Origin of the sequence: Bacillus sp. DHT2 (assembly GCF_026241455.1) — a bacterium.
GTDB classification, from domain to species: Bacteria; Bacillota; Bacilli; order Bacillales; family Bacillaceae_G; genus Bacillus_A; species Bacillus_A pseudomycoides.
The window spans coordinates 38,167-56,461 of sequence record NZ_JAPHWH010000004.1 but is presented as its reverse complement, the minus strand read 5'-3'; the positions used below and the strand labels follow the sequence as shown (position 1 = coordinate 56,461).

Here is an 18,295-nt window from a genome sequence, read left to right as displayed (position 1 = left end):
TTTCTTATTAAATTGTATGATAGAAAGAGTTTGGTCCTACATAGAAAGGAGCTTTTATGAAAGAAACCAATTCATTTTCACAAAAAATAAAACAATTTGTATTACTATTTTTCCCGATTTTTGTAACGCAAATGTCTTTATTTGCAATGAGTTTTTTTGATACAACAATGTCAGGGCATGCAAGTGCTACTGACTTAGCAGGGGTCGCAATTGGAACAAGTATATGGATTCCGATTAGTACGGGATTAACAGGAATCTTAATGGCTACCACGCCTATTATCGCTCAACTTGTTGGCTCAAAACAAAAAGAGGATGTTCCTCATATCGTGATACAAGCCGTGTATTTGGCAATCGGAGTTAGTTTACTTGTTATTCTCATTGGTTTCTTTGCCGTTTCACCAATTCTAAAAGGCATGCATTTAGAAGAGCAGGTCGAACACATTGCTTCTCAATTTTTAAGCATTATTGCAATTGGTATCATCCCTTTATTTGTCTATACTGTATTACGTGGGTTTATTGATGCATTAGGAAAAACACGTACAACAATGATTATTACATTACTTTCCTTACCTATTAACATCATTTTAAACTATGTATTTATTTTCGGTCATTTCGGCTTTCCGAAACTAGGAGGCGTTGGTGCAGCAATTGCTTCTACCGCAACATATTGGTGCATTTTATTTATTACGATTATTATTATCCGTACGAAAGAACCGTTTACATCTTTTGGTATCTTCAGGCGCTTATACCGACTTTCTATTTCAAGCTGGAAAGAATTATTAAAACTTGGGGTACCTATCGGATTTGCCATCTTTTTTGAAACGAGTATTTTCGCTGCCGTAACACTCATGATGAGTAATTTTAGCACAACAACAATCGCTGCACATCAAGCAGCAATGAACTTTGCTTCCCTTTTATATATGACACCTTTAAGTTTAGCAATGGCTATGACAATTGCAGTTGGTTTTGAAGTTGGAGCAAATCGCTGTGAAAACGCAAAACAATACAGTTTTATTGGAATTGGTTTGGCACTTGCTTTTGCCTTGTTATATTCTATCTTACTCTTTTTCTTTGACGATCAAATTGCATCTATTTATACAACAGATATTGCTGTTCATGATTTAGCAAAAGAGTTTCTCATTTTTGCGATTTTATTTCAAATTTCCGATGCAATTGCTACTCCAGTGCAAGGTGCACTCCGTGGTTATAAAGATGTGAATGTTACCTTGATTATGACACTTATTGCCTACTGGATCATTGGTCTACCTCTAGGTTATATATTAGCAACCTATACTTCTTTGGCAGCTAAAGGTTATTGGGTTGGTCTTATTATAGGGCTAGCATTTGGAGCTACCTTTCTGCTTGTTCGTCTCTTTCAAGTACAACGTAAATATACATCACAAAAGAGTCGCTAATCCTAGCGGCTTTTTTCATCATGCATAGTTCCTCTTTAAACGTGTAACATAATAAAAAAGAAAGGTGTAAATCTATGGATGAAAAGAAAAAACAGCAGTCCTACGATGAAGAGTTTGCTCCTGAAATCTCACCTGGATACAGGCAAGATATTCATAAACCGCCTCAATATAAAAATACTTCCTTTTTAGTTGGGATTGGTATTTTCGGGACAATATTACTTGTACTCATCATTTTCGTCTACTTTTAATGGGAAGGGAACTATATTATGACTAAACAATCCTCACTCTTTTCTAAAAGAGTTGTAAAAACGCAAAAAGGTTATGCTGGTGATTCTATAAATGTGCATAAACAAGTCGAACAAGGCAATCTAGAAATTGCAAAAAAAGAAATTGGACAACAAAACGAGAACCTGTGAATACAAAAAATGTCCCCACTTTTCGGGGACATTTTTATTCTACACGTTGCCGTTGCTTCGCAATTTTAAACGTATTATCTTCTTTTATAATCTTCATTCTATAACTTAACTGCATTTCATTTAAACGTTATGTCCCTCTCTTTTTTCAATATATTTATTCCATATTATCACAGAGTTTAAAAATTCTGATAATATTAATGCATATATCCAAAAAAAGGAGAGAATCATATGACATCTTATATGCGAGATATCCAGCAATCACTACCCAATATTCCTATACACTCTTATGAACAAAACGATAATGGCTGGGATAATGTAGCCATTATCATTAACAATGAATGGCTCTTCCGTTTTCCACGTAAATCCCAGTATGCAAAACGAATACCTCGCGAAAAAGAACTATGCGAAATACTTTCTCAATCGTCACAAGAGATAAAGGTCCCAAAATACCACATCTTATATAAAAATGAATTAGATTTAATTCCATTTTGTAGTTATTATAAACTCATTCATGGGGAGCCATTAACAGTACAAACAATAGAAAGATTAACTGTAAAAGAGCGTGAAACAGTTATCTCGCAGCTTGCTATCTTTCTCGCTTCTTTACATACCATTCCAATAGAACATGCTGTAAAATGGGGGTTTGATACTGAGAAACCTATCTCATATTGGCGACAGATTCAAACGAAATTACACGTTCATCTTGCTTGCACACTTACATTGTTAGAAAAAAAAGCTTTTGATTGTTTATTCGAGGATTTTTTTGAACATATGTATGCATCTGATTTCCAAAAAACAATGATCCACGCTGACTTTACACATCATCACATTTTATTTGATGGGGAGAAAAGAAGCATTGCTGGTATTATCGATTTTGGTGATGCTCAAATTGGAGATCCTGCCTTTGACTTCGCTGGATTATATAACAATTTTGGTAGTGAATTTACAAATGCCATATATAAACGGTACTGTACTCTCACTCCCCATCATGATTTATCTTTCTTTAAGCGTGTCATTCAATTTTATCAGTATAGTCCATTACTCCATAACCTTGTTTATAACTTTGAAACAAATAACGAACAGGAGATACAGAAGAATCGAAAACATTTACAAACTATACTTCGGGGAAGGAGTTAACTTCTTTCCCTATTCTTCTTTTCCTCGTATATCATTAATTTTTTATCCATTTCTACAATTAATTTATACATTTGAAACGCCTGCAAAATTTGCAATTGGACCCAAAAAGGAGCCTGTTGTTCTTTTAACCATTGAAATACTTTTACTCCATTTCCCATTAAGTATTCCTCCCATCATAAGTTCCCCTACGTATATACCGTAAATGATGAAAAGCTTTTCATGTCAATACCAAAAAGAGATGCAAATTTGCACCCCCTAATGTAGTATAGTATTCTTCGCTATCAATGCATCTTGCATCTCGTCTACTTTGCATTCATTACGAAAAGCACATCCAATACATTCAGAACAAAATGTACGTTCTGTGTAATATTCTGGTTGCTGTAACATTTCTTTCATTCTATATAAATCGTTCATTCCATCCATAATATCTTGCTCTTTTGGAACAGATTCGTACCTAGTTCCTTCTATTAAATTAACAACTTCAATTCTTTCGGGAAGAATCCCAAAAACTTTGTAGCTAAACACTGCCGTAAGCTTTTGAAAAAGAGCAAGCATTTCTTCATTTGCATCAACAACATACTTTTTAATTACAAACGATTGTGTAGACCATTCACCCACTTCAAACGTTAATGAAATGTGCACACCTAACTCGTCCATATATGTTTGTAACTTCTCATATAAAAATAAAGGTGGTGTTTTACTCGCATCATTTTTCACAAACTGTATTAGATGGTCCGTTAACTTTGCAAGAACAATATAATATTCTGCTTTAGAAGCGAACATTCCAATACGCACTTTATCCCAGTGTTTCTCTAATCGTTTTAACAACAGCATTGTTGTTTGTTTTTCTACAGGTGATGTGTAATAGTCAATAATAATTTGATTTACAATCGATTGAACCATTTGTTTCCATTCAAACGAAGAAGGTTCTCTTCTTTTTATATAGCGAAAATAAAACTTATGTGGACAACGCATAAAATCATATAAATGATAATCTGTCATCGTTTTAATTGATATTTTCCCCTGCACCCATCTTCATCTCCCTCTCACCATTAAGAAAGGTGTTTTACAAATTCAGCACCAAACTGAAGACATTTCTCTACATCTTCATCTTCTGGCGTTAGTTCTACTTTTAGCCCTTCCATTACAACTTCAGCACCGCGCTCTTGTAACTTTTCTATTAAGATATCAACAGCTGCCCCGTATTTCGGATAAGCAGAATCACAAGATCCAAATACTGCTGCTTTTTTACCTGCTAAATGAATTTCTTCCATTTCGTCATAAAAATCTAAGAAATCATCAGGAAGCTCACCATCTCCCCACGTATACGCTCCTAAAATAATCCCATCATATTCCTCTAATATAGACGCTTCTGGCGTCGTCATAATATCAATCACTTCAATATCATTGCCTGTTTCACGAATCGCTCCAGCTATATGATCAGCCATCTCCTCTGTATTTCCACTCATACTTGCAAAAATCATTACAAATTTATTCAACTGAATCTCTCCCTTGATTATGTATCGCTTCTTCTTCCTTGTTTCCTTTCTTCTCCTCTACATATTCAGCACGAATTACACGCCGTTGCCATTTTATATCTTTATTTTTAATTTCCCTTTGCCCAAGGCGAAATATCTTTTTCATCTCTCCCTCATCCATTCTGCACTTGCGAATACATTGATAATAATTATCAATTTCAACTATACTTTTAGATTAAATGAAAATGATTATCAAAGTCAATAACTATTTTTTAAAAAATAATGAAAAGGTACAAGCTTGTCCGCCAGCTATTCATATACTATAAATGAGCATAGTTCTTTCTCAGCCCTCTCTAACGGAAAGAAATAGAAGCAACTGCGATAAGCGCAGTTGCCTTTTTTTGTACTCTTTTAAGCTTTTAGTAAATTCATTGTCGCCTGTAAAAATAACTCTGCCCCATTAATTAAAGCTGATTCATCCACATCAAACTTTGGATGATGATGAGGATAACAAGTTTTGATTTTCTCATTTCCAGTTCCTAATTTAATAAAACAGCCTGGCGCTTTTCTTAAATATGCCGAGAAATCTTCCCCTCCCATCGAAGGAGCTAGCTTTACAATTCTCTCCTCTCCAAACAACTCTACCGCACTTTCTTCTACTATTTTTGTAATAAACGTATCATTGATAACCGGGTCATATCCATAGCGATATGTATACGTATACGCTGCACCATGTGCCTCTGCAATCCCCTTAGCAATTTGTTCAATCATCTCTTCCGATTCTTTCCTTAGTTTTTGATCAAAGGACCGGACTGTTCCCATTAAATATGCTGTATCAGGAATAATATTATCTGCTGTTCCCCCGTGAAATTGTGTTATGGAAACAACTCTTTGCATAAAAGCGCCTGTATTTCTAGATACAATATGTTGTAAGTTCGTAATGATTTGCGCACCAACTGCTATCGGATCTACTGTTTCTTCCGGCCTAGCAGCATGGCCACCTCTTCCTTTTACTTCAATCGTAAATACATCGGGAGCAGCCATCATAGGCCCATATACAACTCCAACCTTCCCCGTTTCTAATCCAGACATTACATGTAGGCCGATAATATAATCCACATCATCCATCACACCAGCTCTCACCATTTCCTGTCCACCACCAGGATACACTTCTTCAGCATGTTGAAATAAAAGACGAATTTCTCCTTCCCAATCCTCATTCTTATTTGCTATCGCTTCTGCTGTACCTAATAAAATAGCGGTATGTGCATCATGCCCACATGCATGCATAACCCCTGAAATAACTGATGCATATGGTTTAGACGTTTCTTCCTGAATTGGCAGGGCATCCATATCTGCACGAATTGCTATTACTTTGCCTGCCTTCTTTCCTTTTTTCTTTGCCATCACACTATACCGCGTCGGTCTTGTCACCTCGAAAGCTGAAAATGAACATAATGTATCATATATAAATTGTGAAGTTTTTTCCTCGTGGAATGATAGTTCAGGAAATTGGTGAAAATGTCTCCGCCACTTTATAATATTTTCCTCTGACACATATGTCTGCCATACCTTTTTCAAACGCTCCATTCCTGACAACCTCCTTTTCATTCTTCACATTTCTTATTTCACTGTGATTATTTAATTTCCTTGTAAGATTTTCATTTTCAAAAAATCGATTTATACACTCACAACTCATTAAAAAAAGACAAATCCATTACAAATTCATATAGAATGTAATATAATTGCTAAGTTAGGGATTTTCTTTTTTAGTATTTAGTGCTACTATCAAAAAAGAGCCTTTTTGTCTTAATTTTACCTAAAATGTGGAATTTTGTTTTTTTCACAATGATGTAGGACATGATACCTACATATAGTTACTATTTCATAAGAGAGGGAAAGACATGGAAAGATTAAAAGAGATATGGTCTCGACCACTCACACAATGGTTTGCAAAGACGGTTTATTACCTTGCAATTTTATTTGCACTACTTTGGTTGTATGGATTCCATGATACAAACACAAGTACATTTATTTACAATGAATTTTAGGGTGGGAACGTTATGAAGTTATTAGAACAAATCGAAAAGTGGGCGACAGAAACGCCTGATCAAACCGCTTTCGTTTGGCGAGATGCGAAAATTACGTACAAACAATTAAAGGAAGATTCTGATGCATTGGCGCACTGGATTTCTTCTGAGTATCCAGATGATCGTTCACCAATTATGGTTTATGGCCATATGCAACCTGAAATGATCATCAACTTTTTAGGGTGTGTGAAAGCTGGACATGCTTACATTCCTGTAGATTTATCTATTCCAGCTGATCGTGTGCTACGTATTGCTGAAAGTTCTGGTGCGAAATTACTTCTATCTCCGGTAGAAGTTGCTGTAACTGACTTACCAGTTCGCATCGTATGTGAAGACAACTTAAAAGACATTTTCTTTACTCATAAAGGGCAAACGCCAAACCCTGAGCATGCGGTAAAAGATGATGAGAACTTCTACATTATTTACACATCAGGGAGCACAGGTAACCCGAAAGGTGTGCAGATTACTTATAATTGCCTTGTTAGCTTTACAAAATGGGCTGCCCAAGATTTCAACTTACAAACAGGACAAGTATTCTTAAACCAAGCACCGTTCTCATTCGATTTATCTGTAATGGACATTTACCCATCGCTAGTAACAGGTGGTACACTTTGGGCAATCGATAAAGATATGATTGCACGTCCAAAAGACTTGTTTGCTTCTTTAGAGCAATCGGATATTCAAGTATGGACTTCCACACCATCTTTCGCAGAAATGTGTTTAATGGAAGCTTCTTTCTCTGAAAGTATGCTACCAAACATGAAAACATTCTTATTCTGCGGTGAAGTATTACCAAATGAAGTAGCTAGAAAATTAATTGAGCGCTTCCCGAAAGCAGCAATTATGAATACGTACGGTCCTACAGAAGCTACTGTTGCTGTAACAGGCATTCACGTTACACAAGAAGTTGTTGATAAATATAAATCTCTTCCTGTTGGCTACTGTAAATCAGACTGTCGCCTTCTTATTATGAAAGAAGATGGCACGATTGCACCAGATGGTGAAAAAGGTGAAATCGTAATTGTCGGTCCAAGCGTAAGCGTTGGTTATTTAGGAAGCCCTGAATTAACAGAAAAAGTATTCACAATGATTGATGGTGAGCGCGCCTACAAAACAGGTGATGCTGGCTATGTAGAAAATGGTCTTCTATTCTATAATGGTCGTCTTGATTTCCAAATTAAGCTTCATGGTTATCGAATGGAATTAGAAGAAATCGAACATCACCTTCGCGCGTGTTCTTACGTAGAAGGAGCAGTTGTTGTTCCAATTAAAAAAGGTGAAAAATACGATTATTTATTAGCGGTTGTTGTTCCTGGAGAGCATTCATTTGAAAAAGAATTCAAATTGACATCTGCAATCAAAAAAGAACTCAATGAGCGATTACCAAACTACATGATTCCACGTAAATTCATGTATCAATCTTCTATTCCAATGACACCAAATGGAAAGGTAGATCGCAAAAAATTATTGAGTGAGGTTACAGCATGACCGCATATGGATCATTTTATTTTTTCGCTATAGTGGGCATTTTATTAATACCTACTATCATAGCTGGATTAAAAGGTAAAATGTTGCGTAAATATAATGCCGTTCTAACGTTAGTAATGCTTGCACTTATTTTCTCTGACAAACCGAAGCAAGCAATGATGTTAGCAGCATTTATCATTTGGCAATACATCCTTATTAAAGGCTATTTATTATTAAGAAAACAAAATAATAATACGTCCATGTTTTACATGGCTGTTATTTTATCGATTTTGCCACTAATTCTGGCAAAAATCGCACCATTTGTACATGAATTAAAATTCATTGTATTTGCTGGTATGTCTTATGTAACATTCAGAGCAGTACAAATGGTATTTGAGATTCGTGACGGTTTAATTAAAGAATTCTCATTCTTTAATTTCTGGGAATTTGTTCTGTTCTTCCCAGCTATCTCGACTGGACCTATTGATCGTTATCGTAGGTTCCAAAAAGATATTCAAAAGCCACCAAGTGCTGAAGAATATCAAAAGTTACTCTATACAGGTATTAATCGTATTTTCCAAGGTTTCCTGTATAAGTTTATTATCGCTTATTTATTGCAGAAGCATTTTGTTGATGCAGTATTTGCGAATCAAGATACCATTTTCTCTAATGCGATTTATATGTATAGTTACAGTTTATACCTATTCTTCGACTTCGCAGGCTATAGTGCATTCGTAATTGGTGTCAGTTATATGATGGGTATTAAAACACCAGAAAACTTTAATAAACCATTTATTAGTCGTAACATTAAAGATTTCTGGAACCGTTGGCACATGACCTTATCATTCTGGTTCCGTGATTTTATTTATATGCGCTTTGTCTTTTTCGCAACAAAGAAAAAGCTACTTAAAAATCGCTACACGATTTCATATATCGGTGCATTTTTAAACTTTTTCATTATGGGCGTTTGGCATATTCTAGGTGAACATGTTTACCAGTACATTATTTACGGCCTTTACCATACTGTTTTATTTATTTCGTTTGATATTTTCGAACGAAAAAACAAGAAACATAAATTTTGGCCAAACAATAAATTCATGCATGTTCTTGCAGTAGTGATTACGTTCCATTTCGTATGTTTCGGTTTCCTAATCTTCTCTGGTCACCTTAACAGATACTTTTAATGAATAGCTTCTTTTCTTACAGCTAAGAAGTTACACATAATATATTTCGGATATAAAGGAGATTTTAAAAATGGCAGAATTTAAAGATCAAGTATTAGATATTTTAGAAGAAGTTTGTGAAAATGATATTGTAAAAGAAAATCCAGATGTACAATTATTTGAAGAAGGTATCCTTGATTCTTTCGGTACAGTATCTTTATTAGTAGAATTCCAAGAACGTCTAGATATCGAAGTATCTATTTCTGATTTTGATCGTGATGAGTGGGCAACACCAAACATGATTATTAAAAAGTTGGAAGAAATCCGATGAAAAAAGCAACTTTTGGACCGATGCTCTTAGCATTGGCCCTTTTTGCTGTATTCTTACTTATTCCAACACGCTTTCTACTTCCGCTTGTCAGTGATAAGAAAGTAGAAGAGGCGGCAACTTCTCTAAAATCAGAGAAAATACAAAGTATGATTTTACAGCAAAAAATGTTAGAAGATCCGAAATACCTTCCGATGTATGGTTCATCGGAATTTGCGAGAATGGATGCTTTTCATCCATCCAATTACTTTAAGGTAAAACCTGAAGGATTCACACCATTTCTTCTTGGTCGTGGCGGAACGCAAGACCTTATCCATGTGCTAAACTTTGCATCTACAATGGATCAATTAAAAGATAAAAAAATGGTCTTTGTTCTTTCACCACAATGGTTTGTACCACAAGGCATTGATGAAACACACTTTGCACCTAACTTTTCAAAACAACAAGGCTACCATTTCATTTTTAACAATGATTTAAAGCCTGAAATGAAAAAACAAATTGCAAAACGTTTATTGAACTTTGAAATTGTAAAAAAAGAGACGTTATTAAAAACATCTTTAGAAGGCATTGTCTATGATGATACTAAACATAAGATAAAAGCAATTGCAGCGAAACCATTTGCTTATCTTTACCGTAATATTTTAGATCGCAAAGACATATTTACAGTGATGTTCGATATTAAACCGCATAAAGAACAACTTGATCCAGCATTGAAACAAATGAACTGGAATGAAGCACGTAAACACGCGGATCAAACTGGTGAATTAGAATCAAAATCAAATCAGTATGGTATCGAAGATGATTACTTCAATAGCAAAATTAAAAAGAAATTGAAGCAACGCAAAGATTACTTAAAAAATGACGCTTATGATCACTCTCCAGAATATGAAGATTTACAAATTGCGCTCGATTTATTAAAACAATCTGGTGCAAAACCACTCTTCATTTCTGTTCCTGTAAAAGGTCCTTGGTATGATTATGCTGGATTCCCGAAAGAACGACGCGAATTATACTATAAGAAAGTTCATGAGCAAATTAAACAAGCTGGCTATCCAATTGCTGACTTTTCAAACCATGAGTATGACAAATACTTCTTAAAAGATCATATGCACTTAGGCTGGAAAGGCTGGGTATACATCGACGAAGCGATCCAGCAATTTTATAAAACAAACTAATAAAAAGACCGCTTGAATTATTCAAGTGGTCTTTTTGTATATATGCTTTGTAAATTTTCTACGGTTACCTTTACTTCTCCCAACACTCGTTCAACAATTTGCTGAGCTGATTCTTTTCTTGCTAATGAAGAAGCTTGTCCAGCCCAGAGTGACATATATTCCCCTTTGTTTTGTTTTGCAGCTTCTTGACGTATTTTAGCGGTTAATACATTTTGAACTGGATACATTGGGAGCATTTCTTCTTTTTCTTCATGTTGTTCTATAAATGTATTTCGAACCCCCCTTGCATATTTTCCAGAAAATGATCTCGTTACAGTTGTACTCGTATCTGTACTGTGCAGTACCGCTTTTTTATGTACATTATGTGTAATACTTTCTTCACTTGTTAAAAATGCTGTTCCCATTTGAATGCCTTCTGCACCTAGTGCCATTGCTGCAACAAGACCTTGCCCATTCATAATGCCTCCTGCCGCTACAATTGGGATATTTGATACTGCGGCTACCATTTGTGGAATTAATGCAAATGTACCGATCATAGAATCTTGTTCTTTCCCAATAAAAGTCCCGCGGTGTCCTCCAGCCTCGCTACCTTGTCCAACAATTACATCTACCTCTAATTCAGCAAGCACCTTCGCTTCTGCCACATTTGTAGCTGTTCCAATTATCTTTATGCCCTCTTTCTTCAACGATACAATTTCCTCTTGTTCTAACGTGTGAAATGCAAAGCTTATAACCGGAACTTTTTCTTCCTTTAACACGTGCAATTGTTCTTTATAACTTTTCGGAAGTTGTAATGATTGATTATACTCATCTATACCTAATTCTTTTCGTATCGGCTCTAATAAATTTCTTGCTACTTGTACTTTTTCTTCCTCAATTTGTATTTCTTTCGTAAGTAACAAATTTACTGCAAACGGCCTATCTGTTAACTCTCTTATTTTATAAATAGATTGACGAATTTGTTCCGGACTCATATAACCAGCCCCGAGCGTTCCTAGGCCGCCGCTATTACACACAGCCGCAACAAGCTCTGGTGTCGTAATTGCACCTGCCATACCAGCCTGAATAATTGGATACTTTATTTGTAATACATCATTTACTCTGCTTGTAAACATCCTTCTTCCCCTCCCTATGCCCTCTTATATCTTCTCGACTCAACAAACTTTTCCCTTCTTTTAAAAGGATCGAACTGCTTATAAACGAATATATTAAAAACGAAGGAGGAGATTTAAATGATTCAGCCAAATGTCTTACAACAAGGCGATACGGTAATGATTATTGCTCCAGCAGGCCCTCCAGTAATAGAACACGTCCTTGCAGGAAAAAAAGTATTAGAAACAATGGGCCTATCCGTAATAATTGGTCAAAGTGTTTACGAGAAATACGGCTATCTAGCTGGAAATGATGCAATCCGCCTTCAGGATTTACATGAATCTTTTTCCAATCCTGAAGTGCAAGCTGTTTTTTGCGCAAGAGGTGGATACGGAAGTGGTCGTCTCCTTCCTCATATTCAATATGAACTCATTCGAAACAACCCGAAGATTTTTTGGGGATATAGTGATATTACTGCTTTACATATTGCCTTTTCACAATATGCAGGACTCATTACATTCCATGGACCTATGATTGAAGAATTAGGAAAAGGAGTGAATTCTCTTTCTTTATCTTCTTTCAATCAACTATTCTATCCGTATTCAACTATTTTACCAGCAGCAGAATGCATTACCACTACATCTACTTGTACAGTTTCCGCACCATTAGTTGGAGGTAATTTAACCGTTTTAGTAAGTACACTGGGTACCCCCTATGAAATCTATACAGCGAATAAAATTGTATTACTTGAAGATATTGGAGAAGAACCGTATCGTATTGATCGCATGTTCAATCAATTACATTTAGCAGGAAAATTGAATGAATGTGCAGGAGTTGTATTCACAAGCTGCCATGATTGTATAGCCTCAAAGCAGTCTCTATCATTACAAACCATATTGTATAACTATCTCGCTCCATACAATATTCCTGTATTATTCGGCCTTCCTATCGGGCATATACAGCCAAATGTCGGAATACCACTCGGTGTTACTGCCACAATGGACACGGAAAGAAATACACTTTCTATCCCTTCAGGTGTGAAATTTTAATCATCCTCACTGATTAAGATTTCACTTTATATTAGGTTAGAAGGAAATACTCTATATAATTTTTCATTCACAGCAAAAAAAGGAAGAGCGTGTATCGCTTTTCCTTTTTACTATATATATCCATTTTGATTTTTCAACATATAAGTCGCTGTTATGAAGAAAAAAGGTGACCCGCACTTACTTTCTCTCTTTGTTTTCACTTAGCATGGGGGAGGAAGAGGGTCTGACCGCTTTTATGCATGGTCGGATGCTCTCTTCCACCTACATATTAGGTTTTATGTCGATTTTTCAATTTGTATTTATATATATTTCCTTATACCGAGTTGACTATAAGGAGTGCTGACAACAATTTTTTTACTGATAATAATTAAATATACGCCCAGATGCTATATCCGCAACCTCTTCTGGAATAAACGTTTTGCTAAGCTCTGTACCAACATTCAATACCGCCGTCGCTTCTTGATCTAGATTTTCAAATAATTCTTTCCCACGTATCGTAATAAGGGGCGTTTCTTCCGGCAACACATCTTTCACAAATTCCAATTGTGTAAAGAACGGTACGATCCATCTACCCTCTCCTTGGAAATAACGCAAACGAAGTGTTCCTTCTGATGCAGAATCATCCGCCTCTATAGATCCAGCAACATAAAAATGAGTTGTTAGCAACAATTCATAAAATTCCTTTTGTTTTTGTTTATCCTCTTCTGCTAAAACGAGTACTGTTTCTATTTTCTTTACTGGAATTTGCTCCATATGCTGCCACCCCTATTTTCAAAATAATTATACTTTAATTATACGAAATATTCTTATTTTTTTCTACATAATTATTCAAATATTTTATTGAAATAGTATCAATCATTCATCGTTACAACTGAACCAATCTTACCTTCTCTAATATTTCCGATGTTGTAACGATGGTAGCGAATTCCTCATGAAGATTTACGAGGGTCATATTATGAATTTCTTCTGCACAATATTGTAAACCATCCGGCCCTTTTCGATTAAATGTAGCTGTTGCATCACTTACTAAATACGTTGAAAAGCCTAAATTTCCAGCCATCCGTGTTGTTGTTTCCACACAGTGATTCGTCGTTAACCCAACAATAATAACCGAGTTACAGTTCTTCTCTTTTAATTGCTTTTCTAAATTTGTTCCCATGAATGCACTGTTCACACACTTTTGAATAACTATCTCCCCTTGTAATGGCTGTACTTCCTCTTTAAACTGACTTGTTTCTGCATTTGGATGAAACATCGATTCTATATTTTCTTTGTTTACATGTTGTATATGAAAAAGCGGCAAATCTCTTTGTCTCCACTCTTCTAATAAACTTTTCATATTCTCTTCTGCAAAAGGATTATTTCGCTCGCCCCAATAAGGTAGATTAAACGCTTTTTGTACATCAATAATAACAAGTGCTGACTGTTTCAGCATTATTCCTTCTCCTCTCCTGGCCGTAATTGAAATAAAAATCCAAGTTGTTGTGAAGCAGTAATAAAGCAAATATATACACAGAGCTCTACAATCTCTGCCTCACTCCAATACTGTTTCAACACATCAAACATCTTATCATCTATCGCTGAACGATTATGTACAAATACATGTGCAAAGGTTACAGCAGTACTAATCTCTTCTACCTTTTGCACATCATCTGGCTTTCCTTTTGCCATGCAATACAAACACTCATTTCCAAAAGCAAGTGTTCTACGTACTTGTTCTTTTAATTCTGCAGAAAGTGCCCCTTTTTCATATAATGTATTTTCTAATACACTCCAAGTATGTAGTATATCTGGACAATGCCCTAATGATTTTTGAAACTTTGTTTCTCCTACATCTGATAATGAAATTCTCTCCATCATTTCTCCTCCTATTCCTTTCTGTTTTATTGTAAAATAAAGTATAGCCTTTTCACATTTCATATGAATCTTTATTTATATATTTTCTTTACAAAAATTATTATTTTACTGGAGGTATAGTTACATATGCAATTAGATCGTGTAGATCGTAAAATTTTAAATGAATTATATAATGATAGTCGCCTCTCTATGCGAGAATTATCAAAACGCGTAAACTTATCCGCGCCTTCTACTGCAGAACGTGTTCGTAAGTTAGAAAATGAAGGAGTCATTCAAAAATATACAATTGATATTGATTATAAAAAAGCCGGGCTCGTCTTAGATTGTATTTTAGAAATCACCTTAAAAAATGGTGATACAACGCGCATGCAACAATTTATTCAATCGTACCCATCGGCAAGCTTTTGCTATCGCGTAACTGGAAGTCTTTGTTATATCGTTAAAATTTCTGTTCCTTCATTAGTTGAACTTGAAGAGTTTATTAATGATGTTTCTTCATATGCAACAACTGTTTCTCATATCGTATTATCGGAAGTATCCCTTACTCCTGATATCGAACATATTTTTCCAGAAGAACAAAATTAATTTTTATTCAAAATATAATAAAAAACCCCTTACAAAAAGAATAAAAATGTTTTATTATGTATTAAAATACATAAAGTTCGAGAAAGGGGCATTACATTGAAAATTTGGTTTTACGAAAAAACGATACAAGAAGATGATTTACTTGGAATTTGGGATAATGTTCCCACCATCCCTCGAATTGGGGAAAAGGTGGAAATTTTAAAAATGGTTCGTACAGTCACAGATATTAAATATGTAAAAAACGGAAACAACTTCCACGTTGAAATTGTTATCCATTAAAATAGCAGCTCTCCTCATTTATATTGGAGAGCTGCTATTTTTCATTTCCTATACTCTTATCAGTGTTCTGCCTTTGTTATAATAATTTTTTCATTCTCTACTACAACCGTTACATAATCATTCTCTTCTAATCTCAACTGATTCACAGCCTCATCTGGCAACTCCACAGCCATAAGTTGATCCGTTAAAATGACTTGACTATACATTTTATTTTGTTGTAATGGTACAACTGCCTTATCTTCATTGATAAAACGAAGAGGTGGTACCCCCACTTCTTTTACAGTTCGCCAATTTTTACGAATAAAAGGTGCCAACCATAATAAACTGATCAGAATTACAACGAGTCCAATCCATAAATTACTTTGTCCTTGTAATTCAGCAATCGAAATGACATCATCTGTTCCTTCACCACTCGTTAATTGGATGGTAGTTGCTATACAATTATTCAACGCATGAACAGCAATATTCGTCCATATATTTTTCGTTTTTATGTAAAGAAGACACATGACAACACCAAATACAAAAGCACCGACTACATCAAAATGTCCTAAACCAAAAATAAGAGAGGACACAATTACAGCACGTTTTATCCCCCACTTAAACGTCATACGCTGTAAAAAGAAACCTCGAAAGATAACTTCCTCCATAATAGGTGCAAAAATACATGCTGAAATAAAGCTAAAGATTTTTGTATATGTGCTACTCATATCAATTACACTATCATCACTTAATACACCCATTAAGAAATCTGGAACAAGATGTGCTAATATGTAAAATTGAATAAAAGATACACCGAATGCAAAAATCATTCCCATTGCGGTTGCAACTATGATTATCTTCCAGTTTAACCGTGATGGTTTATCAAAGAAGCTAGTAAATATAACATTATTTTTTCGTGTTTTTAAATATAACCATAGTAGTGGAAATACAAAAAACACCGAAATTTGCACTGCAACATCCATGACATTTTCTGAAGCGCCCACAAAGGATAGCGGTAGCACCATTACTACTATACCCAAAATCATCCATGCAAAAAAATTCCGAAGTCGTATACGTGAAAATGCGTATTGAATAAAAAACACCCCCAAGATGATATATTTATATTTTAATATGAATATCATTAAAATTCTTCCTATTTTTCTCAGTTCGCTTTTAAATACTATACCTATTAAAATATATAATAAGGAATCTATTTTGTAATTTCCTCTTTGCAAGATTTTCTGTTATAATGTTAAACGTCGCTTTTTATACCTGTTTTTTCAAAACACATTATCATGATAGGAATAAGGAGGATTACGCACATGGATTTTTTTGAAAATGTCATTACTCCGATTCATAAGTTTATTACAACAACAAACGAATATTTATGGGGTTATATTTTAATTACATTGTTAATCACTGTAGGTTGTTATTTTACAATAAGAGCTGGATTTGTTCAATTCCGTCACATTCGTGAAATGGTCCGTTTGCTAGGCGATGGCGCAAGCCCTTCTACACGTAAAGCACAAAAAGAAAAGCATGGTGTTTCTTCATTCCAAGCGTTTTGCATGAGTACAGCATCACGTGTTGGAACAGGTAACTTAGCTGGTGTAGCAATTGCTATTTCTACGGGTGGACCAGGTGCTGTCTTTTGGATGTGGCTTATCGCTATGATTGGCGGCGCATCTGCTTTCGTTGAAAGTACACTTGCACAAATTTATAAAATTAAAGACGGTAAAACATTCCGTGGTGGACCAGCATACTACATGGAAAAAGGTTTAAACAAACGCTGGATGGGTATGATTTTCTCCGTTTTAATCACAGTTAGTTTCGGTTTAGTCTTTAACGCTGTACAAGCAAATACCGTAACATCTGCATTCGATGGTGCTTTTCATATCGATCCAAAAATAGTTGGAGTTTCATTAGCTGCCCTATTATCTGTTATTATTTTTGGTGGCGTAAAGCGAATCGCACGTGTTGTAGAAATGATTGTACCAGTTATGGCAATCATTTATGTTGCAGTTGCACTATTTGTTGTCATGACAAATATTACATTGATTCCAGAAATGATAAAAGAAATTTTAGCACACGCATTTGGCATAAAAGAAATCGCGGGCGGTAGCTTTGGTGCAGCTGTTTTACTTGGTGTCAAACGTGGTTTATTCTCCAATGAAGCTGGTATGGGTAGTGCACCAAACGCAGCTGCGACTGCTAACGTAACACACCCTGTTAAACAAGGTTTTATTCAAACACTTGGTGTCTTTACAGATACATTATTAATATGCAGTTGTACTGCTTTTATTATCCTTTTATCAGACGTTCATACTGGAACAGATTTAAACGGTATTCAGTTAACACAAGAAGCGTTAAAAGCACATATTGGTCCTTGGGCTCCAATCTTTGTCGCTGTAGCAATCTTCTTGTTTGCTTTCAGTTCTCTAATCGGAAATTACTATTATGGTGAGACAAATATCGAGTTCTTAAAAGGAAGCAAAACAACACTTATGATTTACCGCATCGCTGTAATTGGTATGGTATTCCTAGGTTCTGTTGCAACCATTCAAGTTGTTTGGGATTTAGCCGACCTATTTATGGGCGTTATGGCAATCTTCAACTTAGTTACAATCATATTCTTAAGCAAATACGCATTTGCAGCATTAAAAGATTATATGAAGCAAAAAGAGGCTGGAAAAGATCCTGTCTTCTACGCCGACAGCATTCCTGGTTTAGAAAATACAGAATGCTGGGATCGTGAAAAAACAGAAGAAAAAGTTGGTTAAGAAAA

At 35.2% G+C, this 18,295-nt stretch carries 23 protein-coding genes; 13 read left to right on the top strand and 10 right to left on the bottom strand.

What is annotated here, in order from left to right:
* Window positions 1–56 precede the first annotated feature (56 nt).
* The 4 genes from ORL93_RS11500 to ORL93_RS11485 all read left to right on the top strand — a co-directional run bounded on the left by ORL93_RS11500 (window position 57) and on the right by ORL93_RS11485 (window position 2,968).
* Window positions 57–1,415, top strand: coding sequence for an MATE family efflux transporter (locus tag ORL93_RS11500; protein WP_097794721.1), 1,359 nt, complete (start codon window positions 57–59; stop codon window positions 1,413–1,415).
* 74 nt (window positions 1,416–1,489) lie between these two features.
* Window positions 1,490–1,663 (top strand): hypothetical protein, encoded by a 174-nt coding sequence (locus tag ORL93_RS11495; RefSeq protein ID WP_006094135.1) that lies wholly within the window; start codon window positions 1,490–1,492, stop codon window positions 1,661–1,663.
* An 18-nt stretch (window positions 1,664–1,681) separates the two neighbouring features.
* A complete protein-coding gene (locus ORL93_RS11490; RefSeq protein WP_003196135.1) occupies window positions 1,682–1,831 on the top strand; it encodes a hypothetical protein in 150 nt (49 codons plus the stop codon).
* Between the two features lie 228 nt (window positions 1,832–2,059).
* The gene (locus tag ORL93_RS11485; RefSeq protein ID WP_097794722.1) at window positions 2,060–2,968 is read left to right on the top strand and encodes an aminoglycoside phosphotransferase family protein; all 909 of its coding nucleotides are present in this window, start codon (window positions 2,060–2,062) and stop codon (window positions 2,966–2,968) included.
* Here the strand turns inward: ORL93_RS11485 and ORL93_RS11480 are convergent.
* The 5 genes from ORL93_RS11480 to ORL93_RS11460 form a co-directional block, all read right to left on the bottom strand.
* On the bottom strand, window positions 2,965–3,126 hold the full coding sequence (locus ORL93_RS11480) for a hypothetical protein (RefSeq protein ID WP_016113979.1): 162 nt from the start codon (window positions 3,124–3,126) through the stop codon (window positions 2,965–2,967). The genes ORL93_RS11485 and ORL93_RS11480 overlap by 4 nt on opposite strands.
* Before the next feature lie 97 nt (window positions 3,127–3,223).
* Window positions 3,224–3,997: a hypothetical protein gene (locus tag ORL93_RS11475; RefSeq protein WP_097787086.1), complete on the bottom strand. Its 774-nt coding sequence runs from the start codon at window positions 3,995–3,997 to the stop codon at window positions 3,224–3,226.
* Between the two features lie 23 nt (window positions 3,998–4,020).
* Window positions 4,021–4,467 carry a flavodoxin gene (locus tag ORL93_RS11470; protein ID WP_016113977.1) on the bottom strand — a complete coding sequence of 149 codons (447 nt, stop codon included), beginning with the start codon at window positions 4,465–4,467 and terminating at the stop codon, window positions 4,021–4,023.
* A complete protein-coding gene (locus tag ORL93_RS11465; protein ID WP_167535671.1) occupies window positions 4,460–4,612 on the bottom strand; it encodes a hypothetical protein in 153 nt (50 codons plus the stop codon). The genes ORL93_RS11470 and ORL93_RS11465 overlap by 8 nt, the downstream gene beginning before the upstream one ends.
* A gap of 245 nt (window positions 4,613–4,857) precedes the next feature.
* A complete protein-coding gene (locus ORL93_RS11460; RefSeq protein ID WP_371399140.1) occupies window positions 4,858–6,036 on the bottom strand; it encodes a M20 metallopeptidase family protein in 1,179 nt (392 codons plus the stop codon).
* 314 nt (window positions 6,037–6,350) lie between these two features.
* On the opposite strand from ORL93_RS11460, the gene ORL93_RS11455 reads away from it, so the two are divergent.
* The 5 genes from ORL93_RS11455 to dltD all read left to right on the top strand — a co-directional run bounded on the left by ORL93_RS11455 (window position 6,351) and on the right by dltD (window position 10,669).
* Entirely contained in the window at window positions 6,351–6,497 is a 147-nt protein-coding gene (locus ORL93_RS11455) for a teichoic acid D-Ala incorporation-associated protein DltX (RefSeq protein ID WP_006094128.1), read from the top strand.
* Between the two features lie 12 nt (window positions 6,498–6,509).
* Window positions 6,510–8,024, top strand: a complete 1,515-nt coding sequence (gene dltA / locus ORL93_RS11450; protein ID WP_018781030.1) for a D-alanine--poly(phosphoribitol) ligase subunit DltA — start codon at window positions 6,510–6,512, stop codon at window positions 8,022–8,024.
* On the top strand, window positions 8,021–9,187 hold the full coding sequence (gene dltB, locus ORL93_RS11445; protein ID WP_018781031.1) for a D-alanyl-lipoteichoic acid biosynthesis protein DltB: 1,167 nt from the start codon (window positions 8,021–8,023) through the stop codon (window positions 9,185–9,187). The genes dltA and dltB overlap by 4 nt, the downstream gene beginning before the upstream one ends.
* 70 nt (window positions 9,188–9,257) lie before the next feature.
* A complete protein-coding gene (dltC, locus tag ORL93_RS11440) occupies window positions 9,258–9,497 on the top strand; it encodes a D-alanine--poly(phosphoribitol) ligase subunit DltC (RefSeq protein ID WP_003196126.1) in 240 nt (79 codons plus the stop codon).
* On the top strand, window positions 9,494–10,669 hold the full coding sequence (gene dltD, locus ORL93_RS11435; protein WP_018781033.1) for a D-alanyl-lipoteichoic acid biosynthesis protein DltD: 1,176 nt from the start codon (window positions 9,494–9,496) through the stop codon (window positions 10,667–10,669). Before dltC ends, dltD begins: the two co-directional genes overlap by 4 nt.
* 17 nt (window positions 10,670–10,686) lie before the next feature.
* Here dltD and ORL93_RS11430 read toward each other — a convergent pair whose 3' ends face one another.
* Window positions 10,687–11,784 carry an NAD(P)H-dependent flavin oxidoreductase gene (locus tag ORL93_RS11430; RefSeq protein WP_265959067.1) on the bottom strand — a complete coding sequence of 366 codons (1,098 nt, stop codon included), beginning with the start codon at window positions 11,782–11,784 and terminating at the stop codon, window positions 10,687–10,689.
* 117 nt (window positions 11,785–11,901) lie between these two features.
* Between ORL93_RS11430 and ORL93_RS11425 the strand changes: the two genes are divergently transcribed.
* Window positions 11,902–12,810, top strand: coding sequence for a S66 peptidase family protein (locus ORL93_RS11425; protein WP_003196122.1), 909 nt, complete (start codon window positions 11,902–11,904; stop codon window positions 12,808–12,810).
* A 354-nt stretch (window positions 12,811–13,164) separates the two neighbouring features.
* Here ORL93_RS11425 and ORL93_RS11420 read toward each other — a convergent pair whose 3' ends face one another.
* From ORL93_RS11420 to ORL93_RS11410, 3 genes are all read right to left on the bottom strand, one after another.
* Complete coding sequence (locus ORL93_RS11420) at window positions 13,165–13,563, bottom strand: SseB family protein (RefSeq protein WP_003196121.1); 399 nt, start codon at window positions 13,561–13,563, stop codon at window positions 13,165–13,167.
* A gap of 112 nt (window positions 13,564–13,675) precedes the next feature.
* On the bottom strand, window positions 13,676–14,245 hold the full coding sequence (locus ORL93_RS11415) for a cysteine hydrolase family protein (RefSeq protein ID WP_097794724.1): 570 nt from the start codon (window positions 14,243–14,245) through the stop codon (window positions 13,676–13,678).
* Window positions 14,245–14,667 (bottom strand): carboxymuconolactone decarboxylase family protein, encoded by a 423-nt coding sequence (locus ORL93_RS11410; protein ID WP_371399141.1) that lies wholly within the window; start codon window positions 14,665–14,667, stop codon window positions 14,245–14,247. The genes ORL93_RS11415 and ORL93_RS11410 overlap by 1 nt, the downstream gene beginning before the upstream one ends.
* A 126-nt stretch (window positions 14,668–14,793) precedes the next feature.
* On the opposite strand from ORL93_RS11410, the gene ORL93_RS11405 reads away from it, so the two are divergent.
* On the top strand, window positions 14,794–15,252 hold the full coding sequence (locus ORL93_RS11405; protein WP_003196118.1) for an Lrp/AsnC family transcriptional regulator: 459 nt from the start codon (window positions 14,794–14,796) through the stop codon (window positions 15,250–15,252).
* A gap of 96 nt (window positions 15,253–15,348) precedes the next feature.
* Window positions 15,349–15,531 (top strand): DUF3913 family protein, encoded by a 183-nt coding sequence (locus ORL93_RS11400; protein WP_003196117.1) that lies wholly within the window; start codon window positions 15,349–15,351, stop codon window positions 15,529–15,531.
* A gap of 59 nt (window positions 15,532–15,590) precedes the next feature.
* Here the strand turns inward: ORL93_RS11400 and ORL93_RS11395 are convergent, their stop codons facing one another.
* Window positions 15,591–16,604 carry a CPBP family intramembrane glutamic endopeptidase gene (locus tag ORL93_RS11395; protein ID WP_029426983.1) on the bottom strand — a complete coding sequence of 338 codons (1,014 nt, stop codon included), beginning with the start codon at window positions 16,602–16,604 and terminating at the stop codon, window positions 15,591–15,593.
* 228 nt (window positions 16,605–16,832) lie between these two features.
* On the opposite strand from ORL93_RS11395, the gene ORL93_RS11390 reads away from it, so the two are divergent.
* Window positions 16,833–18,290 (top strand): alanine/glycine:cation symporter family protein, encoded by a 1,458-nt coding sequence (locus tag ORL93_RS11390; protein WP_255262411.1) that lies wholly within the window; start codon window positions 16,833–16,835, stop codon window positions 18,288–18,290.
* Window positions 18,291–18,295: the final 5 nt, after the last annotated feature.

Excerpts from the sequence above, each read along its gene's own strand:
- ORL93_RS11500 (WP_097794721.1), top strand. The coding sequence starts at position 57 with ATGAAAGAAACCAATTCATTTTCACAAAAAATAAAACAATTTGTATTA.
- ORL93_RS11495 (WP_006094135.1), top strand. The coding sequence starts at position 1,490 with ATGGATGAAAAGAAAAAACAGCAGTCCTACGATGAAGAGTTTGCTCCT.
- ORL93_RS11490 (WP_003196135.1), top strand. The coding sequence starts at position 1,682 with ATGACTAAACAATCCTCACTCTTTTCTAAAAGAGTTGTAAAAACGCAA.
- ORL93_RS11485 (WP_097794722.1), top strand. The coding sequence starts at position 2,060 with ATGACATCTTATATGCGAGATATCCAGCAATCACTACCCAATATTCCT.
- ORL93_RS11480 (WP_016113979.1), bottom strand. The coding sequence starts at position 3,126 with ATGGGAAATGGAGTAAAAGTATTTCAATGGTTAAAAGAACAACAGGCT.
- ORL93_RS11465 (WP_167535671.1), bottom strand. The coding sequence starts at position 4,612 with ATGAAAAAGATATTTCGCCTTGGGCAAAGGGAAATTAAAAATAAAGAT.
- ORL93_RS11460 (WP_371399140.1), bottom strand. The coding sequence starts at position 6,036 with ATGGAGCGTTTGAAAAAGGTATGGCAGACATATGTGTCAGAGGAAAAT.
- ORL93_RS11455 (WP_006094128.1), top strand. The coding sequence starts at position 6,351 with ATGGAAAGATTAAAAGAGATATGGTCTCGACCACTCACACAATGGTTT.
- dltA (WP_018781030.1), top strand. The coding sequence starts at position 6,510 with ATGAAGTTATTAGAACAAATCGAAAAGTGGGCGACAGAAACGCCTGAT.
- dltB (WP_018781031.1), top strand. The coding sequence starts at position 8,021 with ATGACCGCATATGGATCATTTTATTTTTTCGCTATAGTGGGCATTTTA.
- dltC (WP_003196126.1), top strand. The coding sequence starts at position 9,258 with ATGGCAGAATTTAAAGATCAAGTATTAGATATTTTAGAAGAAGTTTGT.
- dltD (WP_018781033.1), top strand. The coding sequence starts at position 9,494 with ATGAAAAAAGCAACTTTTGGACCGATGCTCTTAGCATTGGCCCTTTTT.
- ORL93_RS11430 (WP_265959067.1), bottom strand. The coding sequence starts at position 11,784 with ATGTTTACAAGCAGAGTAAATGATGTATTACAAATAAAGTATCCAATT.
- ORL93_RS11425 (WP_003196122.1), top strand. The coding sequence starts at position 11,902 with ATGATTCAGCCAAATGTCTTACAACAAGGCGATACGGTAATGATTATT.
- ORL93_RS11420 (WP_003196121.1), bottom strand. The coding sequence starts at position 13,563 with ATGGAGCAAATTCCAGTAAAGAAAATAGAAACAGTACTCGTTTTAGCA.
- ORL93_RS11415 (WP_097794724.1), bottom strand. The coding sequence starts at position 14,245 with ATGCTGAAACAGTCAGCACTTGTTATTATTGATGTACAAAAAGCGTTT.
- ORL93_RS11410 (WP_371399141.1), bottom strand. The coding sequence starts at position 14,667 with ATGGAGAGAATTTCATTATCAGATGTAGGAGAAACAAAGTTTCAAAAA.
- ORL93_RS11405 (WP_003196118.1), top strand. The coding sequence starts at position 14,794 with ATGCAATTAGATCGTGTAGATCGTAAAATTTTAAATGAATTATATAAT.
- ORL93_RS11390 (WP_255262411.1), top strand. The coding sequence starts at position 16,833 with ATGGATTTTTTTGAAAATGTCATTACTCCGATTCATAAGTTTATTACA.